Raw genomic sequence first — 15,541 nt, 5'->3', positions numbered from 1 at the left:
CTGACGCAGTAGTTCGGCACGGCTAGGGAGGCCCAAGCGTGAGCAGCACCCCAGCACGGACGGCAGCACCCAACGAGACGCGGTTGCTGCCCTCGCGGGCCATTCCGCTTCCCGAACTGCCCGCCGCGACGGAGACGTTGGCGGCCAGTGCGGCGGAACTCCTTGGCTGGCGCGGGGTCGTGCTGCCGCCGATGACGCTGCTGGGCAGGCGCGTTGTCGTCGTGGCCGAGCTGCTGCCGGACGCGCACGCCGAGCGGCTGTGCCTCGGTAGCGAGCCCGTCGCGGACCGCACCACCGTCGCCACCTGGGTGTGGCCCGAGATGGAGGGTCGAGTGCCGCCCCCAGCCGTGCGGCTGGTCGGCGTGCTGGCCGTGGCGCGCCACTGGCGCACCGGGCTCGCCTCCTCGGTGCCCTTCGCGCGCTTCGGCAACGCCGCGACGGTCCTGCCGTCCTCGGTCGCGATGACGCACGACTACCTGGCCAACTGCCTGCCAAGGGCGCGCCGCTACGGCCTGTCCGTGGTCACCGCCCAGCCCGACGCCGAGGTCACCCTCGACCTGGCGGGCCGGCACGACGGCATCCCGGTCGAGGACACCGCCGTGACCCGGTGGATCAACGAGGTCGTCTACGAGCAGGTGCTGGCGACGGCCTCCGCCTAGGCTGAATCCCATGCGAGTAGTCATTGCCGGTGGCCACGGAAAGATCGCGCTCCTGCTGGAGGGCCTGCTCGCCGAGCGCGGCGACTCGGCCACCGCACTGGTGCGCAACCCGGACCACTTCATCGACGTGCGCAACGTCGGCGCGGTGCCGGTGCACTGCGACCTCGAGTCCGCCGACGTGGCCTCGGTCGCGGAGTACCTGACCGGCGCGGAGGCTGCGGTGTTCGCCGCGGGAGCCGGGCCGGGCAGCGGTACCGAGCGCAAGGACACCGTCGACCGCGGCGCCGCCGCGCTGTTCGCCGAGGCGGCCGAGCTGGCCGGGGTCCGGCGGCACGTGCAGATCGGCTCGATGGGCGCGGACCGCGCCGACCAGGCCGGCGACGACGTCTTCGGGGTCTACCTGCGGGCCAAGGCCGCCGCCGAGCGGGACCTGCGCGAACGGGACCTGGACTGGACGATCCTGCGGCCGGGCAGCCTCACCGACGGCCTGCCGACGGGCCGGGTGCACCTTGCCGAGCACGTGGCGCGGGGCGCGGTGAGCCGCGCCGACGTCGCCGCCGTGCTGGTGGCGCTGCTGGACACGCCGGCGACCGTCGGGCGCACCCTGGAGCTCGTCGAGGGCGGCACGCCGATCGCCGACGCGGTCGCGCAGCTCGACTAGCTGCTGCTCACGGGCCGGCTCGGGCCGAGCACCCGCTCCAGATAGGGATTGGCGAACCGGCCCGCCGGGTCGAGTTCGGCTCTGATCCTGCGGAAGTCCTCGAAGCGCGGATACCTGGTGGCCAGGGTGGCCGCGTCCAGCGTGTGCAGCTTGCCCCAGTGCGGACGGCCGCCGACCGCGCCGACCACCGACTCGAACAGGTCGAAGTACTCCCGGTAGGGCATGCCGAGGTACTGGTGGATGGCGATGTAGGCGGAGTCTCTGCCGTGCGCGGTGGACAGCCAGATGTCGTCGGCGGCTGCGACCCGCACCTCGACGGGGAACATCACCGGTTCGCGCAGCCTCGGCACCCTGGCCCGCAGCTCGCTGAGCACCTCGTGCAATGTTTCCCGTGGAACCGCGAACTCGGACTCCACGAACCGCACCTGGCGGTTGGTGGTGAACACGCGGTGCGAGTGGTCGCTGTAGGACCGCGTGGACAGCGCGCTGGAGGACAGCCGGTTCAGCGGCCGGACCAGCGGCCGGACCGCGCGGCCGAGCCGGCAGAGCAGGCCGAAGACCTTGTTCTCCATGACTTCGTACTCGAAGTAGTGCCGCATCGGCCCGAGCGGCTTGGGCTCGCTGCCGGCCGGCAGCCGGTTGTTCCGCTTGACCAGCGCGTTGCGGCCGTAGGGGAACCAGTAGAACTCGAAGTGGTCGTTGTCCTCGGCCAGCTCGTCGATCCTGGCGAGGACGCCGTCCAGCGGCTCAGCGTGCTCGTCGGCCGCCAGCACGAACGAGGGCACGCAGCGCAGGGTGATCGCGGTGATCACGCCGAGCGCGCCGAGGCCGATCCTGGCCGCGGCGAACAGGTCGGGTCGCTCGGTCGCCGAGCAGCGCGCGACGGTGCCGTCGGCCAGCACCAGTTCGAGCGCCTCGACCTGGGTGGCGAGGCCGCCGAGGCGGGAGCCGGTGCCGTGGGTGCCGGTGGAGATCGCGCCGGACAGCGTCTGCGCGTCGATGTCGCCGAGGTTGGCCATGGCGAGCCCGAGCCGGTCGAGCTCCGCGTTGAGCCTGCGCAGCGTGGTGCCCGAACGGACCGTGACCAGGCCGGATGCCGGATCGGCCTCGATGATTCCCGACCAGCCGGTCAGGTCGATGGCGACCCCGGAGGTCGCCGCGATGTCGGTGAACGAGTGCCCGCTGCCGAGCGGCCGGACGGTCCTGCCGTCCCGCTCCGCTCCGCGCACCGTCTCGGCGATCTCCTCGACGTCGCGCGGTGCGGCCACGCTGTGCGGGGTGGCGGTCGCGGTGCCGGCCCAGTTGGTCCACTGGGTTCGCACGCCCCGTACGTCTGGAACGGTCACGCTCGGTCCTCCGGCTGGCTGTGATGAAATGCACAGACCGTAAGTGAAAGCTATTCACATTTCAAGGGTTGACGTCGTACCGTTCAGGAGTGCACCCGATGCAGCGGCGAGCCCGGCTGGACACGGCGACCAAGGAGTTCGACCCTCCTTTCGCCATCGTCGACCTAGACGCCTTCGACCACAACGCCTCGGACCTGCTCCGGCGGGCGAGCGGTCGACCCGTGCGGTTGGCCAGCAAGTCGATCCGGTGTCGATACCTGCTTGAGCGGGCGCTGGCCATGCCGGGGTTCGCGGGCGTGATGGCGTACTCGCTGGCCGAGGCGCTGTGGCTGCACGGGCTCGGCGTCAGCGACGACCTGCTGGTCGCCTACCCGACCGTCGACCACACCGCGCTGCGCGCGCTGGCGGCCGACGACGCGGCCCGCCGGCACGTGACGATCATGGTGGACTCCGTCGAACACCTCGACGCGGTGGACGCGGCGCTGGGTAGCCACCACCCGGACATCCGGGTCTGCCTCGAACTCGACGCGTCCTGGCGGCCGCTGCCAGGGGTGCACGTCGGCACCCGGCGCTCGCCGGTGCACCGGCCGGCCCAGGCGGCGGCGCTGGCCAGGAAGATCGTCGCGCGCAACGGCTTCACGCTGGTCGGCGTGATGGCCTACGAGGGGCAGATCGCCGGCCTCGGCGACGAGCCGCCGGGCAGGCGGCTGCGCGGGGTCGTGCTGCGCTGGATGCAGCGGCACTCCGCCGTCGAGCTGATCGAGCGCAGGGGCGCCGTGGTCGACGCGGTGCGGGCGGTCGCGCCGCTGGAGTTCGTCAACGGCGGCGGCACCGGCAGCCTCGAGGTGACCGCGTCCGACCCGTCGGTCACCGAGCTGGCCGCGGGCTCCGGGCTGCTCGGGCCGACGCTGTTCGACGCCTACCGAGCGTTCCAGCCGAGGCCGGCGGCGCTGTTCGCGCTGCCGGTGGTGCGGCGGCCCGGGCGGCGCACCGCGACGCTGTTCGCCGGCGGCTACCTGGCCTCGGGCACCGCGACGCGGGACCGGCTGCCGCAGCCCCACCTGCCGGCCGGCCTGAAGCTGCTCGCGCTGGAGGGCGCAGGCGAAGTGCAGACCCCCGTCGTCGGCCGCGCCGCCGACGACCTCCGGCTCGGCGACCGCGTCTGGATGCGGCACGCCAAGGCCGGCGAGCTGGCCGAGCGGTTCACGCACCTGCACCTCGTGCGCGGTGACGCTGTCGAGCGGACGACGCCGACGTACCGGGGCGAGGGGCACTGCTTCGGCTAGTGCGGTGTTTCGGCTGGTGCGGTGTCCGGTGGTGCGGAGTCCTGAGACGTTCCTGGCCGCCGCACCAGCCCACATCCACGGCTCGCTCGGCGACACCGCCGCACCGGCCCGGCCACGCACAGCTGGCGGGTTGGGGCGCGGTCAGTCCGCGGGTCATGCACAGCTGGCGGGTTCGGTCGCCGTCAATCCGCGGGTTGTGCACAGCTGACAGGTGTCAATGGTCGTCCGGCCGCGACTTGTCCACAGCCGGCGGTTTTCAGCCGTCGCCGGCTTTGGGGTGCCCCCTAGGCTGGCCAAGGGCAGGCCCCCCAGGGCGGGTGGGGTTTGTTTGCTGGTGGGGTGTTGAGGGGTGTCGGGCTACTCGCCGATGCGGGCCGACAGGTAGCCGCGGATGAGGATCTTGGCCTCCGCCAGCACGCTCTGGTCGCCGAGCTGGTCGCGGCGGAAGGCCATGCGCAGCACGGCGTCGGCCGCCTCGACCGCGATCGAGATGGGCAGCTGCACCTGGTCGAGCGTCAGGGCGAACTTGGTCGCGATCAGCTCGCCGAGCCGCTCGGCGATCACCGCGTTGTTGTCCCTGCGGTCGTCGAGCAGCCGCAGGTCGACCACGTCGCCGAAGTGCAGCCGGCTGAACGCGGGCACCTCGCGGTGCATCCGCACGTACACGTCGAACACCGAGTCGACCGCGTCCCACCAGTGCTCCAGCGTCGGCGAGCTGAACCGTTCGACGACGGCCGCCATGAACGTGTCGAGGTTGCGCAGCGTCAGCGCCTGCACCACGGCCCGCTTGTCGGGGAAGAACTGGTAGAGCGAGCCGACCGCGACGCCGGCCCGTTCCGCGATCAGCGTGGTGGTGACCCCGTCGTAGCCGACCTCCTCGATCAGCGCGGCGCACGCGGCGAGCATGCGCTCGACCCGCTTGGCGCTGCGCTGCTGCACCGGCTGTCGACGGAGCGGGGTTGGCGTGGTCACGGCGGCTCCTCGGACGTGGGGTTCCCATCTTGCCCGTAGTCGGGCTTGAGTACTTCCGTGTGAGCCGCAACACGCCTACGATCCGAATGAATTTCACGTTTGATCGCACGGAGGTAGTGGATGACCAGCCCCGACGGCTTCCTCTGGGGAGTCTCCACGTCCGCCTATCAGATCGAGGGCGCCGTCGCCGAGGGCGGCAGAGGCCGCTCGACGTGGGACACCTTCTGCGCCACCCCTGGCAAGATCCTCGGCGGCGACACCGGTGACATGGCCTGCGACCACTACCACCGGCACAGCGAGGACGTCGCGCTGATGGCCGAGCTCGGCATCGGCTCCTACCGCTTCTCCATCGCCTGGCCCCGCATCCAGCCGACCGGCACCGGGCCGGCCAACGCCGAGGGGCTCGCGTTCTACGACCGCCTCGTCGACGAGCTGTGCGCCGCCGGCATCGAGCCGATGGCGACGCTCTACCACTGGGACACCCCGCAGCCGATCGAGGACGCGGGCGGCTGGCTGTCCAGGGACACCGCCGAGCGCTTCGCCGAGTACGCCGGGCTGGTCGGGCAGCGGCTCGCCGACCGCGTCACCAGGTGGATCCCCATCAACGAGCCCGCCATGGTCACGCTGCTCGGCTACGCCATCGGCCAGCACGCCCCCGGCCAGTCGCTGCTGTTCGACGCGCTGCCCACCGCGCACCACCTCAACCTCGCACACGGGCTGGCCGTCCAGGCGCTGCGCGCCCAGGGCGCCAAGGCCGTCGGCACCGCCAACAACCACACCCCGGCCTGGCCGGCCACCGACTCCGCCGAGGACGTCGCCGCCGCCGCGGCCTACAGCGCGCTGCACAACTGGATCTACGCCGACCCGCAGCTGCTCGGCCGCTACCCCGACGAGCTGGCCGACCGGCTGCCCCCGGCCTCCGCCGAGGACCTGGCCACGATCGCCGCGCCGCTCGACTTCTACGGCGTCAACTACTACAACCCCACCAGGCTGCGCGCGCCGTCGCCGGGCAACCCGCTGCCGTTCGACCTGGTCGACATCGAGGAGTACCCGAGGACCGGGTTCGGCTGGCCCGTGGTGCCCGACGGCCTCCGGGAGATGCTGGTGACGCTGCGCGACCGCTACGGGACGGCGCTGCCGCCCATCCACCTCACCGAGAGCGGGTGCAGCTATCCCGACGGCGTGCACGACCAGGCGCGGATCGACTACCTGGCCGGGCACGTCGCGGCGGCGCGCGAGGCGATGGCCGCCGGGGTGGACGTGCGCGGCTACTTCGTCTGGTCGCTGCTGGACAACTTCGAGTGGGACTCGGGGTACTCGCAGCGCTTCGGCCTGGTGCAGGTCGACTTCGAGACGCAGGAACGCACGCGGCGGGACTCCTTCCACTGGTACCGAGGGCTGGTGCGCGGTGAGTAGCGCGGCAGAGACCGGCCAGGCCGCCACCCTGCCCGAGGCGCTGGCCGAACCGGTCGTCCCGGTCAGAGGGACCTGGACCACGCTGCTGTTCCTGGCCAACCTCGGGCTGTGGCTCGGTATCTACGCGCCCATCCAGGTGCTGCTGCCCAAGCAGGCCGAGCTGCTCGCCGCTGGGCACAAGGAGGCCGTGTTCGGCCTGGTCACCGGCATCGGCGCGGCCGTCTCGGTGATCGCCAACCCGACCATCGGACTGCTCTCGGACCGGACCACCTCCCGGTTCGGTCGCCGGCACCCGTGGACCGTAGCCGGCGCACTGCTCGGCGCGGTCGGCCTGCTGCTGCTCTCCCAGGCCCCGAACATCACCGTGATGACGATCGGCTGGTGCTTGGTGCAGGCCGGACTGAACGGCATGCTGGCGAGCCTCACCTCGGCGGTCCCCGACCGGGTGCCGGTCAGCCAGCGGGCCAAGGTCGGCGGGTTCATCGGCATCAGCCAGATGCTCGGGACCGTGCTCGGCGCGCTGGTGGTGACGGTCGTCGTCACCAGCCTGCCCGGCGGCTACGCGGCCTGCGCCGTGCTGGTGGTGCTCGTCGCGCTCGCGTTCGTCCTGTTCACCAGGGACGCGCCGCTGCCTCGCCGGGTTCGCTCCCGGGCCAGGGGCGCGGCGTTCCGGCCTGGCAGGCGGGTCAGGGAGGTGGTGGCCAACCTGTGGATCTCCCCGCGCGAGCACCCCGACTTCGCCTGGGCGTGGGGCTGCCACTTCATGATCAACCTCGGCAACGCGTTCGGCACGCTCTACCTGCTGTTCTTCCTCAAGGACGCGGTGCACTACCCCGACCCGGACACCGGCCTGCTGATCATGATGGCGCTCTACGGCGCCGCGCTGACGGTCGGCGCGCTCGGCGTCGGCTGGCTGTCCGACCGGTCCGGCCGCCGCAAGCCCTACGTGCTGCTGTCCTCCGCCGTGATGGCGCTCGCCGCCGTGCTCCTGGTGGTCTGGCCGACCTGGCCGGCCGCGCTGGTGGCCGCGCCGCTGCTCGGCGTCGGCTTCGGCGCTTACTGGGCGGTGGCCCTCGCCCTGCTCACCCAGGTGCTGCCGGCCGCGGCCGACCGGGCCAAGGACCTCGGGGTCGTCAACATCGCCAACTCGCTGCCGCAGGTCATCGCCCCGCTGCTGACCACGGGCGTGCTCGCCTACCTCGGCGGCTACCGTGGCCTGTTCGCCGTGTCGGCGCTGGCCACCCTCGCCGCGGGGGCCCTGGTCACCAAGGTCCGCTCGGTGTCCTGACCGCTCGGTGTCCTGACCGCCCGGTTCCACCCGTCCGGTTCCACCCGTTCACGACACGAGGAGTTGCCCGACCTTGCAGCTGGCCGACAAGTTGGTGCTGATCACCGGGGCGTCCAAGGGGATCGGCGCGGCGACCGCCGAGGCGTTCGCCGCGCGCGGCGCGCACGTGCTGCTGGTGGCGCGGGACGCCGAAGCGCTGTCCGCGCGCGCCGAACGGATCGCCGCGATCGGTGGCAGGGCTACCGCGTTCCCCGCCGACCTCGCGGACGGCGACCAGATCGGCCCGCTGGCCGAGCGCGTCCGCGAGCAGGTCGGCGTGCCCGACGTGCTGGTCAACAACGCCGGGGTCGGGCGGTTCCTGTTCCTTGAGGAGACCCCCGTCGAGGAACTGCTCGCGATGACCGCGGTGCCCTACCTCGCCGCCCTGCTGCTGACCAGGGAGTTCGTGCCCGACATGCGACGCAGGGGCAGCGGCTGGCTGGTCACCGTCAACTCGCCGGTTTCCCGGCTCTGCTGGCCAGGCGCCACCGGCTACGCGGGCGCGCGCGGCGGGCTGCGCGGGCTCACCACCGCGCTCCGGCTGGACCTGCGGGGCAGCGGCGTCGGCGTCAGCGAGGTCGTGCCAGGCAAGGTGAGCAGCGAGTACTTCGTCAACAACCCCGGTGCCGAGCAGCGCATCCCGAAGATCGCCGCGCTGATCCCCACCTCGACACCGGAACAGGTCGCCGCGCGCATCGTCGACGCCGTCGCCCGGGAGCGGCGCGAGGTCATGTTCCCCTGGCAGCTGCGGGCCTTCGAGCTCAGCGCGCGATTCGCGCCCCGCCTCACGGAGTGGCTCACCTGGCGAACCGGCTCGGGGCGCTTCGGCCCGAACGCCGGCTAGCGGTCCAGGTCCGGTTCCCGCCGCGTCTCACGGAACGTGGAACGGCGTCGACGCCCGCTCGGGGGTACAGGCGCCGACGCCGGGTTGGAATCCGCGGACCGATACCGGTCGGGGAGGGAGGGTGCGCAGCACCGGCCCGCGGAAGTCTGTGGTGGAGCGGTTGTGTGGCCTGACCGACGGCCCGAGGTGTCGCGGTCGGGGGTTCGGGCACCTCGGCCCGCCGGTCAGTAGGCGTTAGCTCGACCTCGTCCGTGTCGGGGGAACGAGAGGTCGGGGTCCGCCCGTCTCAGTGCGCGCCGGCGACGGCGCGGCGACTGCGGATCGGCTCCGGGGTCGGCGGCGCCGACCTCAGGTGCCGAGGTGGACGGGGCGCGAGCCCGCCGGCCACCAGGTGTTCGTAGGCCGCGCGCCAGACCGAGCACGGGGACTTCTGCTGCCGCCACCTGCTGGAGCACTCGGGGCAGTTGCCCCGCTCGTCCGGCTCGTGCGCGGCCAGCAGCGCCCGCCAGCCCTCGGTCAGCCGAGGCAGCTCCGAGCGTGCGACGGACAGCAGGGACGGTGCGTCAGCCCGGCTGGCCAGCTCGGAGAGCAGGTCGAGCCGTTCCCACACCGCGTTGCGAAGAACTTGTCCGAGGATCTCGTCCACCGAAACGTCACCGTCACCTTTCCGCCTGCTCGGCGGCTTCACGTAGTGCGGTCCTGAGCTCGCCGAGCTGGCCGGCGGACAGGACCGCGGTTTCCCCAGGTGGGCCGACCACCACGACCGTGTCCCGATCGACGAGCACGGTGAGGCAGCGGTCCCGGTCAACCACGTCACTACAGCGAATCCGCCACCAGCGGCGCTGCCCGGTAGACCCGTGCCAGGCGAAGTCGGAGTCCGACTGGCCCGGCAGGGCTGATGACACAGCGGTCGGAGAGGACGTCGCGGCATCGACAGTCCCACCCGAACTGGTGGTCACCGCCCGCTCGATCAGGTCCACGATGGTGGTTCCTCTCCGTGGTCACTCGCTTACGAGAACCTAGATTGCGATGATTCGGAGTGGATTGGGGCGTCATAGCGCTGATCGGTGGCAGTTCCACGATAAGCGGTCATAGGACTTCGGCAGGGCCGATCAGCCTCGCCGAAGAAGGCTTCTCGGGCGTGCGGAGTGCCCTTACTCTGCGGTTGACGCCCATACGGACTGTGAGGGGGCGCAATTGAACACCATCGGTTCCCAAAGCTCGCCTGTTACGCCCGAAGTCTGGGACCAGCAGGAGATGCGGGACGCGCTGGCGAGCAGGGACATCAGCTCGGTGTACCGCCTGCTTCGCCGACAGGGCGTGTCCCAGCGCCAGATAGCGGCGCTGACGGGGCAGTCACAGTCCGAGGTCTCGGAGATCCTCAAGGGTCGTCAGGTCATGGCCTACGACGTGCTGACGAGGATCGCCCACGGCCTGGGTGTCCCACGTGGATACATGGGTCTCGCCTACGACGAGGCCACAGCAGTACGGGTCGCCGCGTCAGTGGACGACTCCAAAGCTGAGGAGGAAGAGTCGGTGAAGCGTCGGAAGTTCCTCGCGCACGCGGCAGCCGTGACGGTGGGCGCCGCTGTGCTCGGTGCGGACTCCGGGTCGTGGGTCACCCATCCCACCCAGACTCCGGCTCCTGGACGGATCGGCATGACGGACGTCCGGCAGGTGGAGGCCGCGACTCGGGCTCTCCGCGCCCTCGACTACCAGTACGGCGGCGGCTCCTGCCGCGACGCCGTGGTGGCCCAGCTCTCCTGGGGCCAGCAGATGCTCGGCGCCAGCGCGACGGACGTCGTCAGGGACCGTCTCTACGTCGCGCTCGCCGACCTGCACAACCTGGCAGGCTGGACGTCGTTCGACACCGGGTTGGTCGACTCGGCCCGCAACCACTTCGGCCGGGCGCTCGAACTGGCCAAGCAGGGCAAGAACGACGGCCTCGTCGCCAACATCCTGTACCGGATGGGCCGCGTCTACCTGCACCAGGACGCGCCGGACGACGCGCTGAAGGTGTTCCAGCTCGGCCAGTTGGCCGCGCAGGACTCCGGTTCGGAGCTCGCGGTCGGCATCCTGTGCGCGAACGAGGCCTGGGCCTACGCGAAGATGGGCACCGACGACCAGGCGCTCAAGCTGCTTGGCAGGGCGCGGGACGAGTTCTCCAGGGCCAACGTCGCCGAGGCGCCCGCGTGGGCGAAGTTCTTCGACGAGGTCGACCTCTCGGCGATCGTCGGCACCGTGCACACCGAGCTGGCGCAGACCGTCGACCCGAAGTACACGCGGTTCGCGGTGCCGGCGCTGACCAAGGCGATCAACAGCTGGGGCGAGGACATGGCCCGCAACCGGTCGTTCAACCTCACCGCGCTGTCCATCAACCACATGCTCGAGGGCGACCTCGACCACGCTGCCAAGGTCGGCAGCCACGCCGTCGACCTGTCCGAGAGCCTCAAGTCCGTGCGCACCAGGGACCGGATGAAGCCGCTGAAGAAGGAAGCCGACAAGCGCAGGAACAACCCGGACGCCCGCGAGCTGTCCGACCGTCTGGCGAAGTTCATCTCGGCCGCGTGACGGTCCGCGCCGGCCGCCGCCGGCCCGCCCATGAGTCGCGCGTCGCAGTCACCCGATGGGATGGTGTCGAGGCGTCGCGCGCGAGATTCGTGCCCGCGACCCCGTAACACTCTCGCTCCTCGGAACGAATGCAGCATCGACGGCCCGAAAATCTGCAATCGTGCAGGGCGCCGTCGGTGAGCCCCGGTCGGGGGGCGTCTGGCAGACGGCGAGGTGGGCTGTCACGGTGAGCGATTTCGGGGCGCGGCTGGGCCTTCGTCGGTGGCGCGCGCGACGCGCGTTGCGTTCCGCCCAGCTGCTCGACGAGGTGGTGGATACCCAGCTTCCGCTGCTGGTCGGCTTCTCCGAGGAGCGTCGCCGCAGGTCGGCGGACTATCTGGCCGAACTCGTCGAGCTGGCCCAGAACTACCGCTACTACGCGGCAGGCTGGATCGACGGCCGCGAGCTGGATCGACGCGGCCAGGCCACCATGGACAAGCTCACCAGGCTCCGCCAGGACCCGACCGGCGTCCTCGGCCAGGAGCGCTAGACCTCGACGCGGCGCTAGACCCCGGCGCCCCGAGCTATCCAGTGAGTTATCCACAACAGCCCAACCCATCCACACCCAAGCCCCACTCAACCCCCGCCCCCAAGCCCGCCAACTAGACTGGCCAGGGGCCGCCCCCGAGGTGGGTGGGGGTGTCTTTACAGGTGGGCCTGGTGCGGAGCAGGCACGGCCCCTGTGTTGGTCATGTGGTTGTCGAAGCCCATGATCAGCCAAGGATGTCGTGCCCGCCGTGTCACCGGCCCCCATCCCGACCGTGGTGACCACACTGCCCCCACTGGACCCCAGCGGTATCGCTGACCCGCGGCGTTAACCAGCCGTAGTACCCGACCCACGACGCCGTCGCGGGATCAGGCACTCCATCGGGATCGGCCACTGCATCGGCAGCGTGCCGGTCCTGGCCGCCTCGGCAGTCGCGGCCGGGGTCGCTGGCTGCGATCGCTGAATCGGCCGCCGACCCTTGCCCAATCCGTGCTGGCCGAACTCGACGTGCGCCGCGACCCGGGGCACCGGCCAGCGCCACCCGCCACCGAGTCCACGACGCGCCGGGTGCCGCAACGGGTGGACGGCGACCGCCTCGACGCGGTGCTCAGTGCCTGGATCCGCCGCGCCACCAGGCACACCACCCCGAACTCGCCGACCCCGCCACGTCGACCTCCCATCCGATGGGCCGGTCGCGATCGCGGTGGGACGGCAAGACCCCGCGTGGCACCGTGCCCCGCACCGGCGGCGCCGGCGTCCACCCGCTGGCCGCGATCACCCCGCCACACCGCGACCGTGGTGGCCTCACGACTCGTGCCGATCGGCACCAGCGACATGGCCTGGCTACAGCCCCTTGCCCGACCCGCTGCCCCCTGGCCGGGACGGTGGTGATCGCCCACGCCCTGCACACCACCCGCGCCCACGCCCACCACCGCACCGCCCACGGCGGGCACCACGTATTCACCGTCAAGGCCAACCAACACCGCCTGGCCGCCCGCCTGACATGCCGACACTCCCAGCCACACCAGCACTGACGCCGGGCACGGCCGCACCGAACACCCCGTCCTGGCGGTACTGCCCGTCTCGGCCGATCCGGGGTTCCCCGCCACCTGCCAGGCCGCCCGGACCACCCGCCACCGCACCCGACACCACGACAACGACCCGGACCAGCTACGTCGTCACCAGCCTGCCCGCCGAGCAGGCCGATCCCGCTGGGATCGCCGACTACCTGCGCGCCCATTGGCACATCGAGAACCGCCCGCACTGGGTTCGGGACGCCACCCACGGCGAAGACGCCTCCCGGGACCGCACCGGCCACGCACCCCTGGGTGATGGCCTCGCTGCGCAACCTCGCGATCTCGGCCCTGCCACTGGCCAGACACACCACCATCGCCCAAGGGCTACGACACACGGCCGGGGACTGGCCACGACCGCTCAGCTATTCGGGATCACGGCCTGACCAGCACGAGCCGACTTTGCCGAAACCCTGCCTGGGCGGTGGGAGTGTCTTTGCAGGTGGGCTCAGGAAACCGGGCCCAGGAAACCGGGGCTCGCGAAACCGGGGCTCAGGAGACCGGGGCCCGAGAGAGCACCACGGCGAGCCCGAAGGCCACGCCCATCACGGCCGTCTCGGCCGCCGCCCAGCCGACGATCGCGGTCGGCCGGTGCCGCGCGATGCCGGGCAGCAGCCGCCAGCGGATCGCCGCGCCCAGCAGCGCCAATACCGCCACACACACCGTCTTGGCGACGACGATCGTGCCGTAGCCGGTGCTCAGCAGCGAGCCAGGCAGGTGCACGACGGGGTTGAGCGCGAGCTCGATCAGCCCGTTGAGCAGGCCGGTCACGGCGACCACCGCGAGGCAGACCGTGGCCACCCTGGAGAACTTCGGCAGCGCGGCCGCGAGTAGGCCCCTGCGGTGCGACACCAGCACGATCAGCGCGGCCAGCCCGCCGGTCCACGCGGTCGCGCTGAGCACGTGCAGCTCCATCGAGACCATCGTGAGGTCGTGGTACTTCCAGTTCGAGGCGTGCCCGGTGACCGGCAGCGGGAGCAGCCCGAACATGGCGACCACGATCCGCAGCTCGGCGGGCACCGACTCGCCGTGCCGCACCGCGAGCACCCCCAGCCCCGCCGACAGCAGCGCGAACACCGCGCTGACCAGCAGGCCCTGGCCGCCGCTGACCTGCCGCACGTAGTCGAGCACCGCGCCCATGGTGACCGTCTCGCCCGGCCGCACCTCGGCGGCCTGGAGCACGATGGCCACCAGCGCGCTCATCGCCCAGACCCCGGCGGCGACCACGGCGGCCGGCCGCGCGACCAGCAGCACCGGCTCGGTCTGTTTCGGCCGGTCGAAGCCGAGCAGCTTGGGCAGCAGGCTCAGCCCGACCACGGCCACCGCGGTCAGGTCGAGCAGCACGCGCACCAGCGGGATGCCGAGCCGGACCGCCGTCCCCGGCTCCACGACCCCGACGACCGGGGCGACCGTGGACAGCGCGAGGCCGAGCAGCACGCCGGCCACTCCGCCGAGCGCGATGCCGCCGACCAGGTAGGTCCTGGTCGGGATGGCGGTCCGACTCGGGTTCATCGCTGGCTGTCCCCCTGCTTGCCGCCCTTCAGCGCGAACACCAGGCCCGCGCTGAGCAGCACGACCGCGCCGACGATCCACGGCCACACCGGCATGCCGCCGTCGGTGCCAGCCGAGTTGGCGGTGCCGCCTGCCTGCGTCGTCGACTTCGCCTCCGACGGCGGGGCCGGGGTGCCGGTGCCGGCGGTGGTGAGCTTGAACTTCACCGAGCCGTACACCGGGTGCCCGTCGGCCGACAGGATCCGGTAGCCGACCGAGTAGTCGGCGGCCGGGCCGAGCGGCCGGACCGGCGCGGTCACCACGTTGCCGGCGACCGAGACGTCACCGGCTTCCCAGTGCGTGTTGTCCGGGCCGATCACCGTGATCGTGTTGAAGCCGGCCTGCACCGGTTGGTCGAAGGTCAGCGTGACCTGGCTCGGGCCGGCCGACAGCGACGAGCCCTCCTTGGGATCGCTGCTGACCAGCACGTTGTGTGCGAGCGCCGGGGTGGCGAGGCCGAGCAGCGCGAGCCCGGTCAGCAGGCCGGCGCCGAGCAGGGCGGACAGCCGCCTCATGCCGACGGCTCCCGGTCGGCGGCCGGCGCCGCGGCACCGGTGCGGCGGGAGCGCAGCACCGCGCCGGCGCCGAAGCCGAGTCCGAGCGCGCCGACGGCGAGCCCGGCGCCGCCGAGCCACCGCGCGGTCTTGTCGGTGCCGGTCGAGGCGTCGTGCGAGTCACCGGCGGGCGCGGCCGCGTCGTGCGAGTGGCTGTCGCCGCCTGCCGCCTTGTCCACCAGCTTCACGGTCGGCGCGGGGTGCGCCGGCTCCGCAGCGCCATCGGCGACCGGCGGCGCGTCCCACACGACGACCTCGCCGTTGTCGTAGGTCTGCGTGGTCGGCAGCACCAGCCTGTCGGTGTCGTCGGGCAGCGGGCCAACCGACATGTCGAACTCGTTGAACTGGCCCGGTTCGATGCGGACGCCGGCGTCCGCGGTCCAGGTGACGCTGCGGACGGCCTCGGTGACGTCGGTGTTGTGCACCTTCACCGGCTTGTCGAGCTTGCCCTTGGTGATCTCGGCCTTCCAGCCGGGCACCGGCTTGGTGCTGACGGAGGCGAGCGGGTGGTCGGCTGGCAGGTTCACCTGGAGCTTGACGGTGCCGTTGTTGGGCCGCTCGTTGGGCACCCGGAGGGTGATCTTCGCGTAGCCGCCCTTGGTCGCCTCGCCGGGCTGGGCGGTGACGTGCGCGGATGCGGTGCCGGCGGCGAGCAGGGCCGCGATGCCCGCGACGGCGAGCACGGCGCCGCCCCGGACGAGCGTGCGCGCGCCAAATCGATTTGTCGACATTTAGTTGTTTCTCCTGGTCAAAGG

General features: G+C 71.9%; 15 protein-coding genes. 8 read left to right on the top strand and 7 right to left on the bottom strand.

All coding sequences use genetic code 11. The features are described from left to right. Nucleotides 1-38 precede the first annotated feature (38 nt). Together F0L68_RS09585 and F0L68_RS09580 are read left to right on the top strand one after the other, a co-directional pair. Complete coding sequence (locus F0L68_RS09585; protein WP_149849137.1) at nt 39-659, top strand: hypothetical protein; 621 nt, start codon at nt 39-41, stop codon at nt 657-659. A gap of 10 nt (nt 660-669) precedes the next feature. Beyond that, a complete protein-coding gene (locus tag F0L68_RS09580) occupies nt 670-1,320 on the top strand; it encodes an NAD(P)H-binding protein (protein WP_149849136.1) in 651 nt (216 codons plus the stop codon). On the opposite strand, the gene F0L68_RS09575 is transcribed toward F0L68_RS09580, so the two are convergent. Beyond that, nucleotides 1,317-2,666: a D-arabinono-1,4-lactone oxidase gene (locus F0L68_RS09575; protein WP_223198635.1), complete on the bottom strand. Its 1,350-nt coding sequence runs from the start codon at nt 2,664-2,666 to the stop codon at nt 1,317-1,319. The genes F0L68_RS09580 and F0L68_RS09575 overlap by 4 nt on opposite strands. Before the next feature lie 98 nt (nt 2,667-2,764). On the opposite strand from F0L68_RS09575, the gene F0L68_RS09570 reads away from it, so the two are divergent. Further along, the gene (locus F0L68_RS09570; protein WP_149849135.1) at nt 2,765-3,952 is read left to right on the top strand and encodes an amino acid deaminase/aldolase; all 1,188 of its coding nucleotides are present in this window, start codon (nt 2,765-2,767) and stop codon (nt 3,950-3,952) included. Between the two features lie 357 nt (nt 3,953-4,309). Here the strand turns inward: F0L68_RS09570 and F0L68_RS09565 are convergent, their stop codons facing one another. Beyond that, on the bottom strand, nt 4,310-4,924 hold the full coding sequence (locus tag F0L68_RS09565; RefSeq protein ID WP_223198634.1) for a TetR/AcrR family transcriptional regulator: 615 nt from the start codon (nt 4,922-4,924) through the stop codon (nt 4,310-4,312). Between the two features lie 120 nt (nt 4,925-5,044). On the opposite strand from F0L68_RS09565, the gene F0L68_RS09560 reads away from it, so the two are divergent. From F0L68_RS09560 to F0L68_RS09550, 3 genes are all read left to right on the top strand, one after another. Next, nucleotides 5,045-6,340 carry a GH1 family beta-glucosidase gene (locus F0L68_RS09560; protein WP_149849134.1) on the top strand — a complete coding sequence of 432 codons (1,296 nt, stop codon included), beginning with the start codon at nt 5,045-5,047 and terminating at the stop codon, nt 6,338-6,340. After that, nucleotides 6,333-7,628, top strand: a complete 1,296-nt coding sequence (locus F0L68_RS09555; RefSeq protein ID WP_188316479.1) for an MFS transporter — start codon at nt 6,333-6,335, stop codon at nt 7,626-7,628. The genes F0L68_RS09560 and F0L68_RS09555 overlap by 8 nt, the downstream gene beginning before the upstream one ends. A gap of 73 nt (nt 7,629-7,701) precedes the next feature. Next, the gene (locus F0L68_RS09550) at nt 7,702-8,511 is read left to right on the top strand and encodes an SDR family NAD(P)-dependent oxidoreductase (protein ID WP_149849133.1); all 810 of its coding nucleotides are present in this window, start codon (nt 7,702-7,704) and stop codon (nt 8,509-8,511) included. Between the two features lie 286 nt (nt 8,512-8,797). On the opposite strand, the gene F0L68_RS09545 is transcribed toward F0L68_RS09550, so the two are convergent. Next, nucleotides 8,798-9,157, bottom strand: a complete 360-nt coding sequence (locus tag F0L68_RS09545) for a hypothetical protein (protein ID WP_149849132.1) — start codon at nt 9,155-9,157, stop codon at nt 8,798-8,800. A 13-nt stretch (nt 9,158-9,170) separates the two neighbouring features. Further along, the gene (locus F0L68_RS09540; RefSeq protein ID WP_223198642.1) at nt 9,171-9,323 is read right to left on the bottom strand and encodes a hypothetical protein; all 153 of its coding nucleotides are present in this window, start codon (nt 9,321-9,323) and stop codon (nt 9,171-9,173) included. 445 nt (nt 9,324-9,768) lie between these two features. Here F0L68_RS09540 and F0L68_RS09535 point away from each other — a divergent pair, with 445 nt between their 5' ends. Together F0L68_RS09535 and F0L68_RS09530 are read left to right on the top strand one after the other, a co-directional pair. Continuing rightward, on the top strand, nt 9,769-11,082 hold the full coding sequence (locus tag F0L68_RS09535; RefSeq protein ID WP_149849131.1) for a helix-turn-helix transcriptional regulator: 1,314 nt from the start codon (nt 9,769-9,771) through the stop codon (nt 11,080-11,082). 226 nt (nt 11,083-11,308) lie between these two features. Next, the gene (locus F0L68_RS09530; protein ID WP_149849130.1) at nt 11,309-11,611 is read left to right on the top strand and encodes a hypothetical protein; all 303 of its coding nucleotides are present in this window, start codon (nt 11,309-11,311) and stop codon (nt 11,609-11,611) included. Nucleotides 11,612-13,173: 1,562 nt separating this feature from the next. Here F0L68_RS09530 and F0L68_RS09520 read toward each other — a convergent pair. From F0L68_RS09520 to F0L68_RS09510, 3 genes are read right to left on the bottom strand one after another with little or no spacing between them, the layout of a single operon-like run. Further along, nucleotides 13,174-14,193: a CopD family protein gene (locus F0L68_RS09520; protein WP_149849129.1), complete on the bottom strand. Its 1,020-nt coding sequence runs from the start codon at nt 14,191-14,193 to the stop codon at nt 13,174-13,176. Beyond that, nucleotides 14,190-14,747, bottom strand: a complete 558-nt coding sequence (locus F0L68_RS09515; protein ID WP_149849128.1) for a copper resistance CopC family protein — start codon at nt 14,745-14,747, stop codon at nt 14,190-14,192. The genes F0L68_RS09520 and F0L68_RS09515 overlap by 4 nt, the downstream gene beginning before the upstream one ends. Continuing rightward, nucleotides 14,744-15,517, bottom strand: coding sequence for a YcnI family copper-binding membrane protein (locus F0L68_RS09510; RefSeq protein WP_149849127.1), 774 nt, complete (start codon nt 15,515-15,517; stop codon nt 14,744-14,746). The genes F0L68_RS09515 and F0L68_RS09510 overlap by 4 nt, the downstream gene beginning before the upstream one ends. Between the last annotated feature and the right edge of the window lie 24 nt (nt 15,518-15,541).

It is taken from the genome of Solihabitans fulvus, from assembly GCF_008386585.1.
GTDB lineage: Bacteria > Actinomycetota > Actinomycetes > Mycobacteriales > Pseudonocardiaceae > Solihabitans > Solihabitans fulvus.
This window is presented reverse-complemented; position numbering and strand designations above follow the sequence as displayed.

Bases quoted from the DNA above. Each gene is read 5' to 3' on its own strand.
- F0L68_RS09580 (WP_149849136.1), top strand. From the start codon at position 670: ATGCGAGTAGTCATTGCCGGTGGCCACGGAAAGATCGCGCTCCTGCTG.
- F0L68_RS09570 (WP_149849135.1), top strand. From the start codon at position 2,765: ATGCAGCGGCGAGCCCGGCTGGACACGGCGACCAAGGAGTTCGACCCT.
- F0L68_RS09560 (WP_149849134.1), top strand. From the start codon at position 5,045: ATGACCAGCCCCGACGGCTTCCTCTGGGGAGTCTCCACGTCCGCCTAT.
- F0L68_RS09535 (WP_149849131.1), top strand. From the start codon at position 9,769: ATGCGGGACGCGCTGGCGAGCAGGGACATCAGCTCGGTGTACCGCCTG.
- F0L68_RS09520 (WP_149849129.1), bottom strand. From the start codon at position 14,193: ATGAACCCGAGTCGGACCGCCATCCCGACCAGGACCTACCTGGTCGGC.
- F0L68_RS09515 (WP_149849128.1), bottom strand. From the start codon at position 14,747: ATGAGGCGGCTGTCCGCCCTGCTCGGCGCCGGCCTGCTGACCGGGCTC.
- F0L68_RS09510 (WP_149849127.1), bottom strand. From the start codon at position 15,517: ATGTCGACAAATCGATTTGGCGCGCGCACGCTCGTCCGGGGCGGCGCC.